24 protein-coding genes are annotated in these 22,220 nt (G+C 69.9%); 12 read left to right on the top strand and 12 right to left on the bottom strand.

Annotated features, from left to right (window positions below; translation table 11 throughout):
- The first annotated feature begins 41 nt into the window (after positions 1-41).
- The 9 genes from AB0C59_RS06930 to AB0C59_RS06970 all read left to right on the top strand — a co-directional run bounded on the left by AB0C59_RS06930 (position 42) and on the right by AB0C59_RS06970 (position 7,735).
- Complete coding sequence (locus AB0C59_RS06930; protein WP_024126873.1) at positions 42-344, top strand: hypothetical protein; 303 nt, start codon at positions 42-44, stop codon at positions 342-344.
- A complete protein-coding gene (locus tag AB0C59_RS06935; RefSeq protein ID WP_355272980.1) occupies positions 341-547 on the top strand; it encodes a hypothetical protein in 207 nt (68 codons plus the stop codon). The genes AB0C59_RS06930 and AB0C59_RS06935 overlap by 4 nt, the downstream gene beginning before the upstream one ends.
- A 111-nt stretch (positions 548-658) precedes the next feature.
- Positions 659-1,249 carry a hypothetical protein gene (locus AB0C59_RS06940; RefSeq protein ID WP_355272977.1) on the top strand — a complete coding sequence of 197 codons (591 nt, stop codon included), beginning with the start codon at positions 659-661 and terminating at the stop codon, positions 1,247-1,249.
- 984 nt (positions 1,250-2,233) lie between these two features.
- A complete protein-coding gene (locus AB0C59_RS06945) occupies positions 2,234-2,632 on the top strand; it encodes a hypothetical protein (protein ID WP_355272974.1) in 399 nt (132 codons plus the stop codon).
- 157 nt (positions 2,633-2,789) lie between these two features.
- Positions 2,790-3,263, top strand: a complete 474-nt coding sequence (locus tag AB0C59_RS06950) for a hypothetical protein (RefSeq protein ID WP_024126876.1) — start codon at positions 2,790-2,792, stop codon at positions 3,261-3,263.
- 161 nt (positions 3,264-3,424) lie between these two features.
- A complete protein-coding gene (locus AB0C59_RS06955; protein ID WP_355272970.1) occupies positions 3,425-4,534 on the top strand; it encodes a DUF4262 domain-containing protein in 1,110 nt (369 codons plus the stop codon).
- A gap of 44 nt (positions 4,535-4,578) precedes the next feature.
- On the top strand, positions 4,579-5,028 hold the full coding sequence (locus AB0C59_RS06960) for a hypothetical protein (protein ID WP_355272967.1): 450 nt from the start codon (positions 4,579-4,581) through the stop codon (positions 5,026-5,028).
- A 228-nt stretch (positions 5,029-5,256) separates the two neighbouring features.
- Positions 5,257-5,829, top strand: coding sequence for a hypothetical protein (locus tag AB0C59_RS06965; protein ID WP_355272965.1), 573 nt, complete (start codon positions 5,257-5,259; stop codon positions 5,827-5,829).
- 88 nt (positions 5,830-5,917) lie between these two features.
- On the top strand, positions 5,918-7,735 hold the full coding sequence (locus tag AB0C59_RS06970; RefSeq protein ID WP_355272962.1) for an RNA-binding domain-containing protein: 1,818 nt from the start codon (positions 5,918-5,920) through the stop codon (positions 7,733-7,735).
- Positions 7,736-7,821: 86 nt separating this feature from the next.
- Here AB0C59_RS06970 and AB0C59_RS06975 read toward each other — a convergent pair whose 3' ends face one another.
- The 4 genes from AB0C59_RS06975 to AB0C59_RS06990 all read right to left on the bottom strand — a co-directional run bounded on the left by AB0C59_RS06975 (position 7,822) and on the right by AB0C59_RS06990 (position 11,926).
- Positions 7,822-8,742: a hypothetical protein gene (locus AB0C59_RS06975; protein WP_355272959.1), complete on the bottom strand. Its 921-nt coding sequence runs from the start codon at positions 8,740-8,742 to the stop codon at positions 7,822-7,824.
- Positions 8,743-9,084: 342 nt separating this feature from the next.
- Positions 9,085-10,320 (bottom strand): hypothetical protein, encoded by a 1,236-nt coding sequence (locus AB0C59_RS06980; RefSeq protein WP_355272956.1) that lies wholly within the window; start codon positions 10,318-10,320, stop codon positions 9,085-9,087.
- Positions 10,321-10,434: 114 nt separating this feature from the next.
- A complete protein-coding gene (locus AB0C59_RS06985) occupies positions 10,435-10,761 on the bottom strand; it encodes a WhiB family transcriptional regulator (protein ID WP_024126885.1) in 327 nt (108 codons plus the stop codon).
- A 160-nt stretch (positions 10,762-10,921) separates the two neighbouring features.
- Entirely contained in the window at positions 10,922-11,926 is a 1,005-nt protein-coding gene (locus AB0C59_RS06990; protein WP_355272952.1) for a hypothetical protein, read from the bottom strand.
- 370 nt (positions 11,927-12,296) lie between these two features.
- Between AB0C59_RS06990 and lexA the strand changes: the two genes are divergently transcribed.
- Together lexA and AB0C59_RS07000 are read left to right on the top strand one after the other, a co-directional pair.
- Positions 12,297-12,998 (top strand): transcriptional repressor LexA, encoded by a 702-nt coding sequence (lexA, locus tag AB0C59_RS06995; protein ID WP_355272949.1) that lies wholly within the window; start codon positions 12,297-12,299, stop codon positions 12,996-12,998.
- 80 nt (positions 12,999-13,078) lie between these two features.
- Entirely contained in the window at positions 13,079-13,396 is a 318-nt protein-coding gene (locus tag AB0C59_RS07000) for a hypothetical protein (RefSeq protein ID WP_024126888.1), read from the top strand.
- 270 nt (positions 13,397-13,666) lie between these two features.
- Here AB0C59_RS07000 and AB0C59_RS07005 read toward each other — a convergent pair whose 3' ends face one another.
- The 6 genes from AB0C59_RS07005 to AB0C59_RS07030 form a co-directional block, all read right to left on the bottom strand.
- Positions 13,667-14,560: a nucleotidyltransferase domain-containing protein gene (locus AB0C59_RS07005; protein ID WP_355272944.1), complete on the bottom strand. Its 894-nt coding sequence runs from the start codon at positions 14,558-14,560 to the stop codon at positions 13,667-13,669.
- 285 nt (positions 14,561-14,845) lie between these two features.
- Positions 14,846-15,730: a M48 family metalloprotease gene (locus AB0C59_RS07010; RefSeq protein WP_355272941.1), complete on the bottom strand. Its 885-nt coding sequence runs from the start codon at positions 15,728-15,730 to the stop codon at positions 14,846-14,848.
- Positions 15,731-15,901: 171 nt separating this feature from the next.
- Positions 15,902-16,189, bottom strand: coding sequence for a hypothetical protein (locus tag AB0C59_RS07015; protein WP_363001437.1), 288 nt, complete (start codon positions 16,187-16,189; stop codon positions 15,902-15,904).
- A 208-nt stretch (positions 16,190-16,397) separates the two neighbouring features.
- On the bottom strand, positions 16,398-17,141 hold the full coding sequence (locus AB0C59_RS07020; RefSeq protein ID WP_363001439.1) for a phosphoribosyltransferase family protein: 744 nt from the start codon (positions 17,139-17,141) through the stop codon (positions 16,398-16,400).
- The gene (locus AB0C59_RS07025) at positions 17,138-18,103 is read right to left on the bottom strand and encodes a DNA-processing protein DprA (RefSeq protein ID WP_355272935.1); all 966 of its coding nucleotides are present in this window, start codon (positions 18,101-18,103) and stop codon (positions 17,138-17,140) included. Before AB0C59_RS07025 ends, AB0C59_RS07020 begins: the two co-directional genes overlap by 4 nt.
- A 180-nt stretch (positions 18,104-18,283) precedes the next feature.
- Positions 18,284-19,534, bottom strand: a complete 1,251-nt coding sequence (locus AB0C59_RS07030; protein ID WP_355272932.1) for a hypothetical protein — start codon at positions 19,532-19,534, stop codon at positions 18,284-18,286.
- Positions 19,535-19,786: 252 nt separating this feature from the next.
- Here AB0C59_RS07030 and AB0C59_RS07035 point away from each other — a divergent pair, with 252 nt between their 5' ends.
- Positions 19,787-20,752 (top strand): transcriptional regulator, encoded by a 966-nt coding sequence (locus AB0C59_RS07035; protein ID WP_355272929.1) that lies wholly within the window; start codon positions 19,787-19,789, stop codon positions 20,750-20,752.
- A 105-nt stretch (positions 20,753-20,857) separates the two neighbouring features.
- On the opposite strand, the gene AB0C59_RS07040 is transcribed toward AB0C59_RS07035, so the two are convergent.
- A complete protein-coding gene (locus AB0C59_RS07040) occupies positions 20,858-21,115 on the bottom strand; it encodes a hypothetical protein (RefSeq protein WP_355272926.1) in 258 nt (85 codons plus the stop codon).
- A 136-nt stretch (positions 21,116-21,251) separates the two neighbouring features.
- Positions 21,252-21,533 (bottom strand): hypothetical protein, encoded by a 282-nt coding sequence (locus AB0C59_RS07045; protein WP_355272923.1) that lies wholly within the window; start codon positions 21,531-21,533, stop codon positions 21,252-21,254.
- Positions 21,534-22,220: the final 687 nt, after the last annotated feature.

The following is a 22,220-nucleotide window of genomic DNA, read 5'->3' on the forward strand; positions in this document are numbered from 1 at the left end:
CGACCCGACCACGACGTCCCGAGCCCGAAAGACCTCACCGCATGCTCTTGGATCAGCAGACCGGCGTACGCGTCTACCAGTTCATCGTCGACCGGCTCGAGGAACGGCGCCGCGAGCAATACCCCAACGGCCGCGAGGAATACGAAGCCGACTGGACCGCCGCCCATAATCTGGAGAAGGACTTCGCCACCGCCGTGCACGCCGCCGACCTCGTCACAGCCGAACAGCTCCTCCAAGAGCTCAACCGCATGGCCGCTCTCTGGCGCGATCACCCTCACTACCCGGCCGGCCACGCCCTCGACGGGCACCAGGCCGACGCCACGGTCCCGGACAGCCGGTCGTGAAGCGGCAGTTCGCCCTTCCGGTCGGCGCGGTCGCCGCGATGGTGGTGCTCACGCCGACCGTGATCCGCACCCGCAGTGCGCCATGGGCCGTGGGATGGACCGTCATCCTCCTCGGAGCCGTCTGCCTGCTGATGCTGCTCGCCTTGGTAGAGCACCTGACCTCACCAGTGGACCGGCCCGAGGCCGACATCCGCGAAGCCTGAACCGCAGCACCCTGCCCTGCCGCGACCGGGGTGACGTCGAGGGGGACGCTCATAGCCACCGCTGTCTTGGAGGCAGCAGTAGGTGCCGATGCCACCCTCTACAGTCCATACGTGCGTGACATGACAGCTGTGAGTGCAGAGGCCGGTTGGCTGCTACTGGTCGGTCTGGCGGTGGTCGGCGTGATGGTGGTGCTCGCCGACGGCCACCTGCGTTGGTACCCGACCGATCTTCTGCAGTGGTGCATGGTCATCGGGCTTGCGCCGGGGCCATACGGGATTCTCCTTGGCAGCGGGTTGATCCCGCAGGCCGAGACCCCGGCCGTCCGCATTGTGATGCTGGTGGGGTGGAGCGTTGGAGTCTGGTTCGCGGTCTGGAGGGGCAGACAAGCCGTGGTCGGCATATGGGCGGATCGCCAGCTCGTCCGAATTCTGAGCGACCTCAACGCCCTTCCCCGCGTCACCGCTCTGCACCGCCGCGCCGAGGGGGCGGATGGCAGGGAGCCCCTTCTGCAGGAGGCCCGGACCGCGTTGGGCCGTCACCGCGGCCGCGCGGCGTTGCTGTCCTTCCAGAAGCTGCTCGAACAGATGGAGACGGATCACCACACCAGTGAAGAATGGACCGACCTCCGCTCCCGGATCCGCGCGCTGGTCACCAACTTCGTCGGCGGCTCGAAGACCAGCGAGGCGCCCCCTGTCGCGTAACCGTTTCTACGCAGTGCGCCGGCCGCGAGGACTGCGATCTTGACCAATGGGGGTGGCGGCCGACGTGTGTCGTCAGGTCGGCTGCGCGTTCGCGGCACAGCCGGGTGAGCAACTCCTGGGGGACCTGGTCGGAGACCCCGTCGGACATCAGCAGCACCAACAGGACCTCTGTGGGGACCTGCACCTGCCGGCTCGCCGACCCGGCCTGGGCCAGCCTGTGCCGGGACCAGTTGCCGTGGAGCTCTGCCGCCAGCTCCACCGCCGCGCCCCCCGTTGATCCGCAGCCACTCGCCGATCGTCTGGTCGATCGACCACTGCCTGGGTGAGACCCCGTCCCACCCGTACGCCCGGCAGTCCCCGGTTCAGTGGACGCTGGCCGGCTGTCCCGGCTGCGCGCAGGCGAAGAAGCACGTCGGCTCCGTCCGCGCATGGCGGCTCCGTCCTGCTGAGCCAGCCCCACCACGATCTCGTCCATGATCATCGCGCGGGCGTTCTGCTCATCCATCGTCCATGCCTCCGATCAGGGCGGGGCCGGTGAGGCCCTGATGCCCTACAGGCCGCGCGGGACAGAGGAGTGGGCTATGTGACGAGGACGAGGCGGGTGTGACGCCTGTGGCGATGAGTTCACCGGGGGCAGAGTCGTACGGGCCCCGTCCCGTGGTTGCTGGCGTCAGGAAACTCGCCGCGTCTTGCACGGGGTTGGGAAGCAACTCGGGTGTTGCGTATTCCAGTTTCATTGTGTATTGTGATGCTCGCGAGGTCGGGAACCGAAGAACCGGCTGGGAAGCCCCCGACCAGCAGGCCGCCGGCTCGTCGAGGAAGACAACTCGACCGAGGTCACCGGCTGGATATGCCCCGCAAACCCCGAACCGCAAGACGGCCTTCCCCTCAAGGAGCCGTCCGCGCCTGCCCGCACCACTCCGACGACCGTGAGAGCCCACGTTGTTCTATCTGCTGAGATGCCCCTGTTGCGGCCGCCTGGCGATGTTTCACGAACTGGAACGACACACCGCCCCGAGCATCCTGATCGATCCCGAGACCGGCTTGCCGCCCGGCGTCTCCCCCGACGGCCGGCCTGTGGCCCCGACGCCAGAGGCCACAGCCAGAGCCCGTAGGCGGCCCCTGTGCCAGTCATGCATCGATGACGTACAGGCAAGCGGCGCGGTGGCCTTCTCTGTACGCCTGAGAGGCGAGCAGACCGCGGTGGCCCTCACGGCCGAACTGCCCCTTCTCGATGACGAGGGCCGGGTGATGGCCGTCCGCTGTCCGGCCGCCGGGTGCGGTGCGGTTGTCGATCTGATCAACGGTCGACTGGATCGCCACGACATGCGCGGCCAGGAGTGCCGGATGTCGGGCGTTGCGGTTGTGGTCGGTGAGGGCTGAAGCGAGAGCTGAGCAGCCTCACGTCTGCCTTCGACCGCCGACCACGCCACGAGCCCAGCAGGCCGAAGGCCCTTCGCTTCACGCTGCCGCTGCCAACCCGCGGCGCTTACCTCATCTTCGTGCGCGCCAGCAGTGGCGCCCGATCCTAGGAAGAATCGTGTCTGCTGATCTTCAGCTCCGGATTCATTCGGCCCCCGCTGGCGAGCTCGTCGCCCTTCTCGACCTCATGCGGGAACACGGACTCCGCGGCGAGTACGAGCGCGGCCCCGCCGAGGCCCTCACGCTGGGACAGGTCTACCGCGCCCAGGACGCCGTGCTGGGGCTCTGCGAGGAAGTCGCCGCGCGGATGGAGGAGGACGCTCCCAACACCGTGTTCGAACTTTGGCAGGACCCTCACTGGAGCACCGACGGGCACTACCACGCCTACGTCCCCGAGTTCGGGCACTTCGAGGCTGGCTGTGATGCCGAGGGTGTACCGCATGTCAGCGTGCACGAACTCATCCAGCGGCTGAGCAGCAGCCCGGGAGCGTCACTCGGCGACTGGATGGCAGGTGAGGGGGCCGGCCTTCTCGGCGTCGCGGTGCTCGCCGTAGTCGGCGAGTACCGCGCACGGCAGTCGTCCGGCTCCTGATCCGGGCGCATCCACTCCTCCCATTCCCCCTGTCGGAGCCGGATGGCCTGCTGCGCACGAAGGCGCAGGGCCGCCGCTCCGCGATCGCCTGAGCGCAGAGGCGCGCCCTCGGCCAGGCCCTCGCCGCCCTCATCCCACGATTCACTGGAGAACTGATCACGATGGACATCCGCATGCGCTTCCTGGGGCACCGCTGGAAGCGGACCACCGTCCCTACCGATGCCACCGGGGGACGTGAAGAGCTGTTCATCGCCCTCTTCCTCAGGGCGATGGAGACCGTCCCTGAACTGCGCGCCTTGCCCGATGCCCTGGAGGAGTACACCGTGCGCTGGGACGGTGAAGAGATGTCGGTCCACCACCCGAATGTGGACCAGGCCATCTTCCGCGCCGCGCAGGAACCCGAGCGCTCCGCACAGGGGGGCGCTCGGGTCAGCACGTGGCCGCCCGAGCTACGGCGTGATGAGCGCGACCACGACTTCTACCCGGCTCCGGAGGTACTGGCCGAGATCCCGGGCCTGTGGGCCACCGTCCTGGAGCCGCATGAGCACAAGGTAGTCCGCCTCCGGTACTCCTCCGCCCAGGGCGAGTGGTACGTCGTGGAGGTCGACGGCGCGACAGGCGAGGCTTACGGGTGGTCCTACTCCAACGGGGACCCGTCGCAGGGCCGGTGGGGGCTTATCGATCTTCCCGCTCTGGAATCGTGCCGCGCCGACAGCGATCCGCCCGAGCTGATCGCCCGCGACCTGGATTTCACGCCCGACGTCGCGGCGAATGTCCTGCCCGAGGGCCGTACCCCCAATTCTTGCCAGGATGCGAATTGCCCCGTATGTCCTCCGGATTTCATGACCGAGTACGTTACCCGACTTCGGAGCGTAATCGCGGAGCACGGGTTTGCCGTTCAGGCAGTCCTTGCAGATGAGGGTTCTGCCGCCTATTGCTACACCGTTGGCCTGCACGAATCCCAGGGGCATGAGTTCGTGATGACCGGCCTGGACGTCAGGACGATGCAGCGCGTACTCCACTCCGTCGTCGAACGGTTCGCCGGAACATCCGGCCCGGTTGCCGGCGAAGTCCTGGACGGGCTCCTCGCGAACGGGTATCAGCTGCTCCTGCGCCCCGTGCAGTCCTTGGAGCCCTTCACGATGCTGCGGGCGGTGTACGGCAGGGAGGCCTCCGCGCCGTATTGGCAGGCGTTGTGGCCCGATGCTGAAGGCATCTTCCCGACGGACATCTCCTGCTCGCTTTCTCCTGGGACCCAGCCGCTTCTGTAGCCCTGTTGCCGGTCTCAATTCTCAGCATTCGAGGAGATGTTTCCATGCGCCAGCCTGATCCATTGAACGCCGTTGATGAGCTGCAACTCTTTCTGGATTTCGCTGTTCCGCTGTGCGCCGCCGATATCGCGTACAAGCTCAGAAAATGGGGGCATTCTCATGAGCAGGCCAAGAACTGGCTGCGAGGTGAAGCCGAGCGCGCCGGCGGCAGCCTGGGCGAGAACGGCGACGTGCTCCAGTTCAGCGATGGCCGTCCTCGGTCAGGACGCGCTCAGAACCGCGTCGTCCGGACCGCGAGTGAACTCGCACGCGGGGTGGCAGCGGCGGCGCTGCTCGCCCAGATGGAGGGGAAACGAGGCGTGGAGGCTTTCGGCGGCTTCTACGGTTCCACCGCCGAGCCCGCACAGAGCGACCAAGCCCCCAGCCGAGACGGTGGTGACGGCGCGGACGATGCCGTCGCACCGGACACCTCTGTGCGGAAGCGAGCAGCGTGAACGATGCGCGGCAGTCTCGGCGGGAGTTGTCAGTGGAGTGCTCACCTCCTGACGGAGGAAGCCGGCCCATGGCCCGCAGGCCATCAGAAGTCGCACCGGGCGCCCCGGCACGAGACCCCGAGGTGCCGTCCTCGCCTTCAAGGCGACGTCCCGGACGCTCGGCCGCCCAGCCTGCCCGGGCCATCATGTCTGCTGCCCGATCACCCAACATCACACGGAAGTTGTTCGATGACCGAGACCACCGCGCGATCCCACCCCCGTGGCGTAGCCCTCGCCCTGCTCAGGATGACCGCTCAGGACGAAGCCACACATCACGCCGCAGGCGGCGAGGGTCCCCCTCCTGCCAACATGACGATGTACGGCACCCTGACGAGCGCGCTGAGAACGTGGCAGGACTCCGGCACCCTCCGCCCGAACGCTCTGCTCCTGATCGAGTGGCTGGCCACCGAGTGGGCGGGGTACCGACGCCAGCTCCTCGGACAGGACCAGGAGCGGTTCGACTCCTGGCTCGGCAAGTTCGGTGACGAGGTCAGCCTGGGCCAGCGCCACGCACACCCTGCGGGCCCCACGTGCATGGAGCTCCTGACCGTCGTCGCATTGGACCGATCCGGCGACCGACCGCAGGAGCGCGCGGCACGGCTCGCAATCCCCTTCCTCAGCTACCTCCGTGCGGGCTCCGAGCTCGAAGACGCCCGCGAGATCGCACTGAGCTTCACCTTGTGGGCGGGCGCGGACCTGTCCGCACTGATGCAGAACGACGCCGACCGGATCGCCGGCTACACGGCGGCGCGCACCCGCTGACAGGTGCGTGCCCGGTCGCGCGCGAAGGACGTTGGTGAAGGTGTGCGACCCGGCCACCCAGGCCGGCGGCCCGGTGGATACTGCCGGGGTGCTGAACGATCTGAAGAGCGCCCTGGCCGCGCTGGAGGCCCATCGGCCCCGCTCCTTGCTCGGCCTGCGCGAGACGCAGTGGCTCGACGCGAAGAGCGGCCCGTACCAGTTGGCGGACCCCAAGGCAGTCGAGGAGCTCACTAAGGACGTCGCGGCGTTCGCCAACGGGGGCGGCGGGGTCATCGTCATCGGCATCACCACCCGACTCGAGCACGACGAAGAAGTCCTGGACGACGTCGTCGGCCTCGACCCGACCGCCGTGAACGTGGACCAGATCCGCAAGCTGATCCGTCAGAGGATCACCCCGGCTCCCCGCGGCGTGCGCGTCGGCTGGTCCGGTGCGGACGGCGAGCAGGTGCTGTTCATCGACATCCCCGCGCAGGCCGCCGACACGCTCTTCGTCCTGCCGGCCCCGGTGGGCAAGCCGGGGGCAACGCGCCCTGACACCGTCGCGGTGCCGATGAGGCACGGGGACAGCACGTACTGGCTGCCCAGGGGCGAGATGCAGCAACTGCTCTCCGCCGGCATCCGCGCCTCCGGCATGCCCACCGCCCAAGCCCTCACCGAGCTCGTACGGCAGGCCATGTCGGACGCTGGGCCCGGCAGCGGGCTGCGCGTCGGCCAAGGCCTGCCCGATCGTGAGCGGGAGATGCGGGAGGCCTACGAGCAGCTCGCCGGTGCCGGGCTGGGGCAGCCGGCCGGCGAGGCCTGGGCGCAGGGCGGGGCCGTGCTCCAGGATCTGCACCACGCGGCGGACGGCGAACCAGGATGGGTGCTGTGCCTGGCAGCCGGGCGTCCTCCAGTCGCCATCGCCACGCCTGTCTGGCGGGCGATCGTCGAAGCCGGCCGACGGGCACCAGGCGGTCAGGACCCGCTCGCGGCCATCGGCCTCCCCCGGCCCCTCACGGACGTGGACAGCCCGTGGGTCATCCCGGCCGACACCCGCAGCGTGGACCTTGACGGCGGGTCGTGGGGCGCAGGCCGGCTGACGTGTTCGGGGCGCGGCGTGTGGCGGTGGCAGCCGGTCCCCCACTTCAGTCTCGAGCAGGGCCGCTCGGCCGGGATCGGGACCTCCGGCCAGACACCGGCGCTGCGACTGCGCGCCCTGGTCAACCTGCCTTGGGCCGACCCGGGCACGCTGGAGGTGACCAAACCGCGGCGTACGCTGCTCGAGCAGCAGCTTCCGCACAGCGCGGTGGCCGGTGCAGTGACGATGCTGTCCCGGCGCCGCGGCGCGGATCTCCCCGCTGCTCGCTGGGAGCGAGGCCCTTTCGGTAACTCGGCCCGCTCCGTCGGCTACACGTGCACGATCGACGGGCCGGAAGGCGACCCGGCCGTGAAGGCCTCCGTCGTGATCGCCCTGCCCACCGCGATGGAGTCCACCGTGGTCGCCTGCACGGACGTCCTGATCGAGAACCCGGACGCCTGGGCCGCGGCCCTCGGGCCCGGCGGGTACACGCCGCTGGGCTTCGACGAGGTCCAGGCCGTCCTGCTCGCCGCCTGGGAGACCGCCGCCGAGATGCTGCCCGACGTCCTGGGCGACCCGGCCGACCGGTCATGGGCCGCCCCGCCCACCACGGAACTGCGGATAACGTGCGAACAGCCCGCCGACAACGGCGTCCTCCCGGTCCTTGACACGCTCGTCGACATGTCGCCGCTAGGCGGCAACGACACCGGTCCCAGGCCGCAGATGGCTGTCACCGTCACGGCCGCACCCGCCATGGACCGGCGAGAGCGTCTGCGCCTGCTGCGGCAGGCGCTGGTGCACATGGCCAACGCGTTCGGGTACGTCGACGCCGAGGTGGATCTGCTGTAGGACCGAACCTCATGCACCGGCGATTCACCGAAGGAGGAAACGTTGGTCTGGCGGAGGGCTTCGTGGTGGGGCCGTCCGTCGTTGCGTCAGCCGGCCGGGCCGGCCAGCCACAACACGGGAGCGCGGCCGGTGTCCTGGGCCTTGGCAGGCGGCCAGTCGGCCGTGGGCTCGGTCCCGGCCAAGACGGCTGCGTCGAACGTCGTGGGGCGATCGGAGGCCAGCCAGTCGGCTGCCGCCACCCAGAAGGCGTTCTTCTTGGCGATCATCCTGGCTGCATCGTCGACGGCGCTGCCCGGCGAGATATCGGGGAGCGTCTCCGTGCCGAGGACGGTGTCGACGCCGGCCTGGAATGACAGCACGGTTCGGCGGGCGGCCTCGGTCACGGTGCCGCCTTCAAGGTGCAAGGGTTGAACAGGCATACGGTCGAGGGAGGCAGTGGGGGCGGTATCCGGGGCGATGCGCAGTTCGGCGCGCTGCTCCAGTTCGTTCCACTCGAGGTGGAGGAAGGCGCCCAAGGCTCCGTTGGGTGCCTCAGAGACGACATAGAGGCCATGCAGGGGCCAGCGCTGAGGGATGTCCGAGGGCATCCGGTCGCCCGCCTCCCTCAGCTCGAGAACTGTGCGGTCGTGGATATTGACCATGTGTCGTCCGGCAGATCGCCATGCTCCGATCGCCTGCAGCCTGGCTGCGTCGCCGGCCGCCATGACGGCGAGTCCTTGGCGTGTCGCGCCGGAAGCTCGGGTGGTGCGGTGGGCGTAGTGGTCGGCAAGGACCTGCTGGACCCGGGCCACTGGCAGCCAGCACCAAGTCGGGATGGTGTCGCCGGCGGCGTCGCGCTCCTGCTCCAGGCGGTCGAAGACCCCGGGGAACTGTCGTTCAGCCTGCCGCTCCAGCTTCTCCAGCCGTGACGCTGCGGCCCGGTACATTCTGGGCACCCACCGGAACATCTCGGCCCACTCGCCGTCTCGGCGCTTGGTGAAGCTCTTGGCGTAGGTGTCGCGATCCATCACTGCCCTCGTGCTCGGTGTGGGACGGAGTTAGAACGGCTCCGCCCCGCCACTGTGCCGTACGCCACTGACACCGGTGGTGTCTTCCCGCCAGTTCGCGCCGTCAGTCGGAGGTCGGGTACTCAGCTCGCAGGTCGGCGATCAGCTGTGCGCGCTGCTCGGTCAGCGGCATCCGCCGGGCGATGAAGCTGCCGAAGTTGTTCGCGGACCACGTGTCGCCGTCGGCCCCGTTGTAGCGGAGGAACCAGGCGATGCCGGTTACCTCGTCGACGTGGAGCTCGTCGTCGGGCCAGTGCTGGTGCAGGGAGCGCCGGGCACCGAAGTCGATCTGGACGGTGTCGGTCAGGTCGACCGTGTGGGGATGTCGCCGTCATCGGGGTGCTCGAACAGCTGGCGGCGGCGCTCGGCCAGGGCGGCTCGGCGGCGCGCGGTGTCCTCCTCGGCCAGGATGTCCGCGGCCTCCTCGGCGGTGGCCGGACGAACGAACATCCGGAAGAACCAGCCGTCCTCTCCGATGAGGCAGCTGGGGTTGTTCCCGTCCTCGTCGCGGCAGTACTCCGGAGCCCGCTCTCGCACGGTCGCGACGATCGCGCTGACCTCTCCCGCACACAGGCGCCGGAAGCCCGGCGCGTCAGTGGGGAACGGCCGGTCGTGGTCGTAGACGGTGCTGCGCAGCACGGTGCCGGGCGCGGCCCAGCGCTCGGGGCGGGGGTGGAAGCGGCCGGGCTCGCCGCGGGTGATCTCCCACAGCTTCTCCTTGGGCGGGCAGGTCCCCTCCGGATGCCGGACCTGCCAGGCGGAGCCGTAGCGTTCCAGGAGGCCGGCGCCCGCGGCTACCAGGTTCCCGCAGAGCCGGCAGTCCTGTTCGCGCGCGTTCGCGCGGGGAGCCGGCGGCGGCGGGGTGACGCGTTCCTCGGGAGGAGGACAGTCCTGTGCATGGCGTGCCTTGAGCAGGGGCTTGCCGTACACGCCGACGGCAGGCACGGCCGTGTACAGCACGCCCTGACCGGCTTCGAGCCAGCCGCCGCACAGACCGCAGGCCTGGGCGTAGTCGTTGGGGCGCGGGGGCGGTGGCGGACACTGACCAGGACGGTGGCGCGGGTCCATGTAGCCGCGGTGGTTGCGTTCGAGGATGCCCGCGCGGGCGGGGAGCGGCTGGCGGCACTGTGAGCAGGTGCCGTCGCGGTCGTTGACGCGCGGCGCAGCTGCGGTGATCTGGCGCACCGCTCCCTTCTGCGGCGGGTGCTGGCTGATCAGGCGCCGCAGCGTGCCCCGCACCGAGGTTCCGAAGGCGTTCGACGAGCCGAGCGTGGAGTCCCGCTCCTCCTTGATCGTGCCGTCCTTCTTGACCCGCCAGATCCGGACCCTCTTCCTGGCGCCCCCGGGCAGCGGGTCGCACAGGACAACCAGCGTCCCCACCGGCAGCTGGTACGTGGCACCGGCCTCCAGCCAGTCCCCTTCGCAACTCATCGCACCCGGCTGGGACTCGTCCAGGCCCGTCAGCCGCTTGCGCCAGGGTTTGACCGTTCCCTCGTCCGGCGCGGGGATCTCGACGGCGCACTCCGGCGCGTTGCTCATGGCCTTGCTCCTGACCGTGACAGAGCCGTTGAAGTCTCATCGCCAGCATCGCGCACAGCACTGACAACGCGGCCGCCCCGGCGGTGACCCTCCTCTCGGGGCGGCCGCGGACGGTCATCCGGTGGCGTCCCAAGCCTGGTCTTCGTCGGCGCCGGTGAGCCGCTGGTGTTCCGATCGGGCGGCTTCGAGCAGGCGGCGCCATGACGTGACCAACGGGCGCCGCCGTAGCAGAGCCCGCCGTTCCCGCTCGGTCATCCCGCCCCAGATGCCGTGCTCGATGCGGTGATCGAGCGCATGAGCCAGGCACTCGGTGCGCACCGGACAGCCCGTGCACACGGCCTTGGCCTTGTTCTGTGCCGCGCCCTCGACGAACAGCTCGTCTGGGTCAGCGGTGCGGCAGGCCGCTCTCTGACCCCAGATCTCCTGGTCATCCCCGACCACCCCGATGCCGTCCTCTCCCCGGTCCGGCAGTCTGCCCTCCCCCGGGCAGATGCAGTCCCGAAACGGTACGGCACGAACACGGGCAGTCGGAGATCGCCGAGTGACGGCAATCCGTTCGGGTGATGGGGACTTGACGGCGGCCTCGGTGGGGTGTGGCGTCTTAGCCGGTGGCCGAGCAGCCGGGCATCGCCGGGAGCGGGGCCTCGCCCGTCACGGCGCTGATCCGCCGCCGGATCGCGGCGAACATCTCGGCCCGCTCGGGCTTGACCGGGTAGTCGAAGCGGTCGTAGCGCAGCTGGAGGGTGGCGGTGTTGTCCGGGGACTTGAGGAGGATCAGGCCGAGGCTCGCCCCAGGGGTCAGGTCCCTGTGCCCGCGCAGTTCCAGCGGCAGACCGTGCTCGGGGTCGGCGAGGGCCTGGACCAGCTCGGCCCGGCGCAGGCTGGTGTGGGCGTCGTGGTCCAGCTCGAGGATCCACCATTCCCCCAGCCGGGCCTCGTGGCCGGTGACGACCTGGGGGACGGCGACGGTGTGCAGGAGACCGAGGCGGCGCAGCAGCCCGCTGGGGAGCCAGGCCGCCTCACGCCAGGTGGATTCGTAGGGCAGCGGCTGGTGCTCGTCTTCCCACCGGCGTTCGTGGTCGGTCCAGGTGTCGCCGGCGAGCCAACTGGCCTCGCCTCCGTGGTCGCGGATGCGTTCGCCGAGGGCGGCTTCGGCCTTCTGGAAGGCGCGGCGGGAAGGGCCGGTGAGCCGGATGCTGGTCGGCTGGCCGAGGCGGCGGATCTCGATGCCGCGCTCGCTTCGTGCCGTGATCCGGCACCCGTTGAGTCCGTGGATCTCGTCGCCGGTGCCCACGCTCACCCGCCCGGGCAGCAGGCCGGCCAGCAGGCTGTCGAGGCTCGCGTTGCTCTCCAGATGGATCCTGATGCCGTCCGCGGTGGGCTGCACGTACCGGATACCGAAGGGGAACTCGAAGAAGTTCCGCTGGGAGCTGAGGACCCAGTAGAACACCTCGGATTCGAGGAGGAGTTGCTCCTGGTGCGCGGGGGCCGGGATGAGAGGGGCGTGCGGGGGGAGACTGGCGACGACCTCGCAAGCGAGCTGGCGGGGAGCACCGGTGTACAGCGCGTACGTCCGGGCCCGGCTGCTGGTCTGGGTGACCGACATGGCTTCAAGCACCTTTCGCTCCGCTCCGTCGGCCCGCGGAGCGTGAGGAACAGGCACTGGCGTGCTGCGTGGAGGTCGGTGGGGCTGCGCTGATCGAAGCCGTGCTTCTTCACCTCCGCCTTGAACCCGTGGGGGCCGAGGTTCGCGTGAGGAACAGCAGACCGGTGCCGTGGCGACACTGTAGCGGCGAAGCGCCGTCTGGGCGGCGCGCCGCTCCGTTCTGAGTACTTCGCGCCCTGGGCGGAAGCAGAGGCCGGCCGGAGGTGTGTCGGCGGCTGGCCCTACCCTGCGGATTGAAGGTCGAATATCTGTCCCCATTTCCGGAATCCCGGGTTACGGTTCGAACCTGACGAGCACGGAGGGGGACACCATGGAGGCCATTGCTACATCGCGGTACGTCGGGCGTCCGCCGGGCATCGTGACCCGGGAGGATGGGCTGACCGACCGGCAGCACCGGATCGTCGACGCGATCCGGGCCAGCATCCAAGAGCGCGGCTACCCGCCGTCGATGCGGGAACTCGGGCAGGCCGCCGGACTCTCCAGCACCTCGTCCGTCGCGCATCAGATCAGCGCCTTGGTGAAGAAGGGCGTCCTGCGGCAGGACCCGAAGCGTCCGCGCGCCTACGTCCCCACCACGGCCACCGGCCCCGAGGCCGACACCGTGCACCCGGACACGGGACACTCCGCCAGCGATTCCTCGGTGGTTCACACCCCACTTGTCGGGCGCATCGCCGCTGGCGCTCCCATTGCCGCCGACGAACACATCGAGGACATGCTCGCGCTGCCGAGACAACTCCTGGGCAGCGGGAAGGTGTTCGCGCTTACGGTCAGCGGCGATTCGATGATCAAGGCGCACATCATGAACGGCGACACGGTCGCCGTCAGGGTGCAGCCGGACGCCGAGAACGGCGAGATCGTGGCGGCCATGATCGACGGCGAGGCGACGGTGAAGCGACTCAAGCGGGACGGTTCGACCGTGTGGCTCATGCCGGAGAACGAGGCCTACGAGCCGATCCGTGGCGATACGGCCTCCATCCTCGGCAAAGTCGTTGCGGTCATGCGCAGCTTGTGAGCACGCCGCCTGGGCTTCAGCACGTCACGAGGGTTCGGCTGCTGTGGTTGACTCCTTGCTCTCACTGAAATGGGGAACACATGAGCGACGAGGCCACGTCGGACGGGACGTGGGAAGAGATCGCGGACAGCTGGCGGTTGGACGAGCTGATCGAGGGCCGTCTGCAGCCCACCACGCGCGACGACGTCCTGACGCTGATGACGATCGGGGCGCTGCGCCCTCGACAGCCGCTGGATGAGGCCGCGCAGCGAAGGGCCTTCGACGCCATGTTGGCGGCGGCTGGAGGCGGCGCAGAGGCCGAGGAGGGCCAGACACCGCGGGATCCTGCCAGGATCGAGCAGACTCTCCAGGCCACGCTACGGGCCTTCGAGAAAGCCCAGCAGCAACGCACTGAGTGACCAGGCGCCCGCGGCCCGCTCCTGAGCCGCCACAGGGCACGGACGAGGGCGCCTACGCATCAGGCGCCGTCGCCGTCGTTGACGTTGATATGAGCGTTCGCAACCTCCTCGAGACGGCCTTCCCGCAGCCGGCAGCCCCGGGTCCACGTGGAGGGTTCACCTTCGACGCCGACGCCGACGCAGGCCGGAGCGTCCTGGAGCGCGGTGCGCGAACTCAACGTGGACGCGCACCGCAGCCCCACCGAGTCGCGGGCTGCTGACGCGGACGGGTCAGTGGCGGAATGCTGCTGCCTTGGACCCGGGCTTGATCACCAAGGCGTTCAGCGGTCGTGTCCGCGTGGGCTGTACTACCTCCAGCCAGCCGTCAGCGCGGGTGACGCAGTACGGGATGCTCCGGTAGCCCTGCCACTTCCAGTTGATCCACCAGCGGGGTTCACTCCGGTGTCCCGCGAGGCGCCGCGGTGTGGGCAGCCGCTGACCGGCCAGCTCGACATCGTCGAGCTCGACCGCGAGTTCCTTCATGAAGGCCAGACCCGCCAGGGCCGCGCGGCGCAGCGGGCTGTCGTCGTTCCACCGGCGGAAGGCCCAGCGCATGTCTGGGGTCGCCAGCAGATCGGTGTCGTCCGGCGCGTCGGGGAGCTTGAGGCGGGAGATGGTGATGGCCTCTTGCTGCTGCCACCCGATCAGTTCTGCCCGGATCGGGCGGGGGATGTGCCGGTCGAGGCCTTCGAAAGCGTCGATCATGTCGTGGCGCTCGGCCCGGCCGGCTTCTGGGTCCTCGGCGATCGCGTGGAGAACGCCGAGAGCTTCGGCGAGCGTGTCACCTCGTTCCCACAGCGGGAGCATAAAGGTGCCTTCGGCCTGCAGCTGCTCGCGGGCCGCGTCCTCGAACTGGAACTGCAGGCCACGGGACGCCCCGGCGAGCGCGCGGCGCAGCGGCGCGTAGGGGTTGCCGCCGGAGAGGATGGCCTGGACGACGGCCTGGTTCATCCGTTCGTCGCGCTCACACCGGACAGCGATGTCGACGTCGTGGGGCTCGGTGGCGCCGCGTGCGAAGCTGCCAAACAGCCACACCTGCCGGACCAGGGGGAGAGGCCATTCCTGGGGGCCGTCGAGCCGGTGAAGCATCGCCTCGACCAGTTCGACAGCTCGCGTGCGCTTCATGTATCTCCCTCGATCCCGCTGGCCACCAGGGTAGTGGCCGGACCACGAGGGCGTGTCTCATCCCCGAAGGCCATCCCGCGAAGGGTGGGGAGTGACCCTGGAGATGCGCGCGGTCGAAGGCCGTGTGTGCCGAGGGACGGGCAGCGGTCAGGGCAGATCTGGCGGCGTATGCCCCCGGACGCAACGCACGGGGGGACGCGGCGTCCGGGGGGACTGCTGCTCAACGTACAGCGTCACCTGGCCTCCTATCGCACATATAGGGGAATCGGAGCACGCGTCGGGGGATCAGATCACCTGGCCGGGCGCCGTGTGCAGTGGGTGCGGTTCCTGGCCGAGTTCGCCGGGCAGGGGGACGTGTCCGGCCCACAGGATCCGTAGGCACGTGGGTGGATGCGTGCGCAGACCTCGGGCCGTCACCCAGATCCGGGGCAGGAGGGAGCGTGCGCGTTCTCGCTCGAGGTCCTCGCGCCACATTTCGACCACCGCGGTCCGGCCGCAGGCGCGGGCGGCCGCGAAGTCGCAGGCGAGTTCGCCCCACCAGAAGAACAGGGTGTTCAGCACCCAGGCGGCCGCTGCGGTCAGGATGAAGGCGGGCAGGGAAAGGAGCCCGGCGGCCAGGCCGGTCGTCGCCACGGCGACGGACTCGACGACGATGCGCTTGCCGGTGTCGCGGCGCTGGAGGTGGGCGAGCTCGTGCTCCAACACGGCAGGCAGGTGCGCCGTGTGACGGGGGTGGAGCCACCGCATGCCGAGCCACACGTGCCCCCGGCGCCCGTGGCCAGTGGAACGGGCATCGGCCCAGCTGCCGGTCTCGTCGGAGGTGGCCAGGGTCACCTTCTCCAGTCCGCGCTCGGCGATAGTGCGACGTACGTGCTCAGTGGTCTGCCGCATCCTGGCCGCGAGGTGGCGGTACGTGGCGCTGTCGGACGGTCGAGGCATACGGCTCGCGTGGGGCTGCCAGGTCAGCGCCTGGGCTGCCGCCCCCATGGAGACCGCTGACTTCTGCCGGGCGCGGCCCTGCGCCACCCACAGTCCGCCGGCGGCCGCCGCGACGCCGACGGCGATCGCGGCCGCCGGTCCCCGTAGCTGTGTCATGACGGCCTCGGTGATGATCGCCGTTGCCACCGCGGCCTGCCCGGCGTGGCGTTGCAGCATGTCCCCCAGACTCATGGTGATCAACGTAGTTGACGGACGTGGCCGTCCCGGCGGGTGGCCGGTCGCGCTCTCTTCGCAGGGCAGCGCATCTGCGCGTCTCCCGGCGCCGTCTCCCGGGCGACTTGTCTTCGGTCGGCTACGGCCTCATTCGGGCGAGTTCTTGGACGAACTGCACCGTCGCCGGCTTCAGGTCCTCGGCCTCCGCTTCGCGGAGGACTTGCCGGGCAGCCGTCGCCGCTGCTTGCCGGGGCAGGAGACGGGTGCTGAAGGGGCTGTAGGCCGACAGGAGGGCGGTGCCGAAGTCGTGCGCTGCGCGGGAGAGCTGTGCTTCGTTGCGAGCCACCACAGAAGGAGCGGCGTCAGGGCGAGAGCGAGCACGGGCCAGGCGAGCGCCGACCACCACACTGCGACGGTCAGGCGGCGGCGCACGACACCCGACGTCAGGGGCAGCACCTGGGGATCTTGGTCCGTCATGGGGTTCATCATGCCTCGCGCGTCTGACACAGCCTGCCGGAGTGTCGAAGGCTCATGCTGGGCCTCATCGCCGGTTGGGAAGAGCCCCTCCCAACCGCAACCGACAGTGCGCGGGGTGGTAGCGAGCCGGGCACTGTCGGCGACGGGCGCACCCGCCAGCTCGACGTGCCGGCAGGGGGTGCATCGACAGGCCCATGCGAAGGTTCGGTCATCCGCCCCAGGGGACTCTTGCGAGAACGAGTCCCCGGACTTCGACGGCACCGGTCGCCCGGAGCCGACGGGCGACGTGCTGGAGCTGCGATCCGCTGGTGAAGACGTCGTCGACGAGGAGAATGGTGGCCCCCTTGATGTCGCCGGTGTCTCCGGTCCAGGTCAGCGCGGCGGCATGCGCGGCCGCAGCCGCACGCTTCTCGTCCAGAGTCCGGTTGGCTGACCGGGCCGTCTCGGCATGCTTCACCAGCCGGTGGCCGCCTGGCGGGCTGAGGGGGAAGGCTCGGGTGACATCCTCCGTGTAAGCGGCGTCCATGATCGCCTCGATGTGCTGGAGAGGCTGGCGGCCCGTGTGGGTGGGGTTTCCGACGACGTAGTCGACACCGTGCATCGCCTCGGGGTGGCTTTCCATCCAACCGACGAGGAGCCGGCCGAAGATCATCGCCCAGCCCGGTATCCCTTCGTACTTCAGCTTGTGGATCTTGTCTCGCAGGGCTCCGGAGTACATGGCCACCGCGTCGACGCGGGAGAACCCCCGCTCGGCTTCCGGGAGCGCGCACAACCGGTTGCCGCACTGCCTGCCGGGCGCCACAGCCTGGGAGCAGACCGGGCAGTGGGTCTCGGCGACGGGGTGGAGGGTGCGGCCGGCGCAGTCGGAGCACAGGCGAGCGGTTCCGGTGATGCGGTACGCGCACACCGGGCAGTCAGGGAAGCCTGCCGGATCCGGGAGACCTGCCGTCACAGGCCGGCCAGGGCGAGCTGCTGGCGCTGCTGGCCGGCGGCTTGGATGTCCGCGGCCTGCCCGAGGCGGTTGGTGATGTCGCTGGAGGCGGTGACCAGGATTGCCCGGTCCTCGTCCAGCATCTTCTTGGCCCAGGGCTGGGTGTCGGCGAGGGAGCGGATGAGGAAGACGAGTTTGCCGTGCTCGGCGGCCAGACGGGCCTGCATCTTGGCGCCTGAGGTGCTGGACGCCTCGATGACGACGCTCCCCAGGGTGGTGCCGGAGGTGACGACGTTGCGGCGGGGGAAGGTGTACTTCGCCGGGGGGCTCGTCGGCCAGAACTGGCTCAGCAGCGCTCCGCCTGCGTCGAGGATCGCCTTCGCGAGCGGACGGTTCTCGGCCGGGTAGACCGGGACGGCGATGCCGGTGCCCATGACGGCGAAGGTCCGGCCGCCCGCGGTGAGCGTGGCCTGGTGGGCGGCCGCGTCGATGCCCTTGGCAAGACCGCTGGCGATCACGACGTCGTGGTCGACGAGCTCGCGGGCCATCCGGGCGGCCCGGCGCAGCCCGGCCTCGGATGCCTGGCGGGTGCCGACGATCGCGATGGAGCGGGCGTCGCGCTGATCGAGTTCGCCGCGGTAGAAGAGGAACGGCGGCAGGTTGCCGATCACACGGAGGTTCGCCGGATAGTCCTTGTCCAGGACCGTGACGAGGCGCGCGCCGGCCTCGGCGGCCGCGGCGAGCTCCTCGTCGACGCGAGCACGCGCGTCGTCCAGACCCGCGGCCAGGGCCTGCTGCAGCAGGGGGCGGTTCTTCGTCGCGGCACGCGAGTCTTCGGAAAGCCGTCCGTCCATGAGCGCTGCCAGGCCCTCTGGGCTCTGGGCGCTGCGGGCGAGCAAGCTCCAATCGAGGCTGGCGTCGCCGACGCGCAACGCGCACAGAGTCAGCAGATCGTGCTGTTCAGCGGTGATATCGAGGTCCATCGGGCGTCCTTCTACTCGTGGCCCCGGGATGTTCGAAGGATGAAGCGAGGTTTCTCGGGCCACTTCCATCATGGCGTACGCGGTCTGCGTACGGGAGGGAAGGGTGCGGTCGGGTCGATCGTTCGGCTCAGGTTCTCCCGAGCCTCGTCGGCTCGTCCGAAGGCCGGATGACGGGCACGATCACTCGGCGTTCTGCGCAGCGGCGATGAAGTGGGACATCGTGGCCTTCAGGGCATCGTCGGGGCCTGGCCCTGTGGCTCCGGTGACGGGCGTTGTCACGAAGCTTGTGGCTGCCAGGTGGTAACTGACCTGGTAAGGATCGATCGTCGTGCCGGGACGCAGCTGGTAGGCGGTGTGGCGGGAGGCGCCGTACTTGCCGATGGTCAGGGCAATGACCTGGTCCGCGTTAGCGCTGGTCAGAAGGATGCGGGCCCACTCGATGGACTTGCCCTCGGTGGTGAAGTCGTCGAAGACGATCACCGTCTTGCCCTTGAGCTTGCCCCGGTACTTCGGGTTGATACGGACAGTGCGGGCCTGGGCGCCGATCGAGATGTCCGCCGTGCTTGCCTCGCCCCGGCTCCTCTTCCACCGCTCCAGGCTGGTGTCCGGGGCCTGACCGGTGCGCTCGAGGAGGTCCTCACGGTAGTAGGAGCCGACCATCACTTTAGCCTTGGTGAGGAAGCCAGCGAGCTGCTGGCTCACCTGGCCCGGGGAACTGCTGGGGTAGACGCAGAAGAGGCTGCGGTGCGGCAGGGTGCCGTCGAGGTAGGCGGAGGACAGCAGGCGCAGCATCAGGATGTCCCGGGCGTCCTGGGCGCCGACGTTGATCGTGCGGCCGCGGGTGAAGACGTCCTGTAGCTCGAAGGTCCGGCCGGGGGCCTGGGGGAACCGCACGTTGGGAGGCAGCAGCGAGCGGATCTTGAAGGAGCGGGCGGGGTCGTCGTGACTGAAGGCCCAGCGGGGCTCATCCAGCAGGAAGTGCTCCAGGAGGTCCCCGACGTCGGCCGGCTCGTCGGCGGACAGGGTGATCATGCCCTTCGCGTTCCGCACGTGGTTGGCCCAGCGCGCGAGGACGTGGACAACGCCAGCGTTGATGCCAGTGCGCCAGTCCAGCTCCGAGGTACCGACGAGCACGATCTGGTTGAGGCGCACTTTGAGGCGCTCGGCGACCGCCAGCAGCCAGGCACCGCTGCCGCGGGCCGGCGTGCCGGGGATGTCATCGCGGCACAGGTGGAGGGCGGGCGCGGGCAGGCCAGCGGCCCTCAGGGCGGCTTCGGCATCGAGGGAGTCGGTCGTGAGCAGCACGAAGGAGATGTCGTGCTCGTCGAGCCACAGCAGGAAGTCAGCGACCCCGCTGTGGGCGCGCCCGGGCGAGCGCAGGACCGCCTTGTAGTCGATCGCGACCGCGCGCACCGTGCTCGTCTCGTCCATCCCCGCCCCCACTACCGTGCCCTGATCATGAGCTGACCCTCTTGCCATGATCTCAGCCATTCTGACCGCGCACCGGCAAATCCCTCGGTTGCGGCTCCCCCGGCAGCCTGGCGCGCCAGGACAAAGTGGGGCGCGCGGAGCTAGCACGCGTGCGCCTTCCCCGAAGCCCAGCCGGGCCCGTACCGTCGCAAGGTCGGGCCGAAGACCCCCGGGAGGACATCCGGGACAGCGGCTGGAGAGGACGGTGGCGTGGTGGTGGAGCGCAGGACGGTACTGAGCGCCGGGCTGTGCGCGGCCGCGGTGTGGACGGGCGGCACGATACCGGCGGTTGCCGACGGACGCGGCCAGCGCCTATCCGAGCGAGATCTAGCGGCCGCGCGCCAGCTGTTCACCGTCGGCATGTACGACCGCCTACACCAAGTGCTCCCCGGGCTGGTGGCCCGCGCGAGCCAGAGCGAGCGAACGAGCCCGGCCGGCGCTGGCCAGGCGGCGGGACTGTGGGTGCTCCTTTCCCAACTGGCCATCAAGGAAGGCGCGGTGGAAACGGCGGCCGCCTTCGCTGTCCGGGCCGGGACGGCGGCCCGCCGCTCGGGCCGACCGGTTCTCCTCGCCGCCGCGGCGCGCGCGGCCGCGACACCGCTGCGCCGAACGGGCCGCGCGGACACGGCCCTGCAACTGCTCGGGGAAGCGCACAGTGAGCTGGACACCGGCCCCCGGCCGTCCGCGGCAGCCCTGGAGGCGTCCGGCATGGTGGCCCTGACCGCGGCCTACACCGCCGCCCAGGCGCACAACCCCTCCGCCGCCGAGCAGTACGTGTCCCTGGCCGAAGACACCGCGGACCGCCTCCTCCGCGACCGTGGTCGCGTATCCGCGGTCGGGGAGCTGTCGCTGGCGCAGTGCGCGCTCTACCGGGTCGGGATCCACAGGACACTCGGCGAGGTCGACCGCGCCCTGGCATACGCCGCGGTCCTGGAAACGGCCGCGCTGCCCACGCCGGAGCGCCAGGCCCGCGCGGCAACCGACACTGCCCGCGCCCTGCTGGCCGCCGGCGACGTGCCGGCCGCGTTCGTCCAGCTACGACTCGTTGAGAGGGCCGCGCCGCAGGAGGCTCGCCGCCCCTCGGTACGCGCGCTGACGGCCGAGGTGGCCGCGCGCCGACCGGACCTGCCCGGCGTCAACGCCTTCGCCCGCTGCACCGCCCCGCATCCCGCAACCTGACCGGCCCACCACATGGTGGGTGCGGGCACCCTTGCCGGGCCTCAGCAGCACCCCTCCCGGGCCGGTCCCTGCGGGGAGCCGACTCGGTGCACGGTGTGCGCCGGATCAGTAGGTGGTGGGTGTGTGGCCCTCGACGGCGTCCACCAGCGCGAGGCCGAACGGCCGGGCGTACTCCTCGTACGTGCGCTGTACGGCGTCGCTGTGCCGATCCACGTCGAACGCGCACCCACTGTCGGCGCCGTCGCGCTCGGCCGCGTCTTCGAACAGTTCGTCAATGGTGGCCTGGTCGCCGTCCTCGACCTGGTGGGAGTCGATGATGGTGAGAGTGGTGCCGTCGTCGGTCCAGATGAGCAGAGTCGCCATAGTGGGTTCCTCGGGACGGGCCGCTCGGCCCGGCGTCTGAGGGCGGGCGGAGGGCGAGGTCGGGCGTGTTGGGCTCGGGTGGCCCGGGATCTCCGGCCGCCGGCGCTGGGCGGTGGATTACCAGGATTGCAGCGGTTCAGCTTGGGAACTTCGTGGTGCTGCTGTGCTGTTCCTCAAACAGCTTGATCAGGGTCGAGCAGACCTTGCAGTCCGTTGCCGGGAAGTCCTCCAACTCCGAGTGGATTCGGCAGTTTCCAGCCGCGTCTACCGGCCAGCCGTGGCGGTGTTCCAGCCAGTCGTTGTAGTCCATGCCGGTCATCCCGAGGAACTCGTACTGCTCAGTCGGCTGCTTCTCCCACTGCTCGCGAAGCCTGTCCATGAACGCCTGACGAGCTGCTGAGCTGGTGTCCTGAGACACATATTCTCCTTGCGCTTGCTTGCGGACACCACGTTCGCATGGAGCCCTGGGCGGCGAGTCCGCTGCGGTCGGTGGGTGGGGCCAGCCCGTCCTTGGCGTGGTGGTGGGTAAGGCGGGGGTCGAGCCGGGCCGGTGGTGGCGCGGACGGGTCCTTGGGGCGGAGGCCGTTCGTGGCTTCCTTGGCCGTTGGCTCTTCTCGGCTGCCTAGCGGAGGGTTCCTACAGCGCGCGGTGGGGCAGCGCCTCGTCTCAGCTCCGCCCCCGCCCCGGTCGGCCCTCTGGGGGAGAGGGCCGACCCTGCACGGGGCGGGGAGGCGGCTGTGCAGCCACCTGAGGCGGGATATGTGGTTGGTGCTCCTGACGGGATTCGAACCCGTGCCGAGTAGGTGGGTGTGGAAACGCGCTTCCCTGCCGGGGGTTCAGAGCCGTAGAAGGCCCCTCGTTGAGGTTCCCCAACCCTGGTGCTTTTGGCTGGCCAGGGCCCGGTCCCGGTGCATCCGCAACCGTTCCACCATGACGCCGTCCGTTTTTACGGCCGCTCTGACCCTTCCTGAGCTACAGGAGCATGACCGGTCACAGTGTCGACCGTCTGTTGGTGTGGGGTGCCCGGCCCTGGGCCCTGGTGGAGGGGGGTGTGTGGGCCGGGGGCCGGGCGGTGTGGGGCCCGGCGGCCCTGGGGTGGGGGTTG

Origin of the sequence: Streptomyces sp. NPDC048664, assembly GCF_040650555.1 — a bacterium.
Taxonomy (GTDB): Bacteria; Actinomycetota; Actinomycetes; order Streptomycetales; family Streptomycetaceae; genus Streptomyces.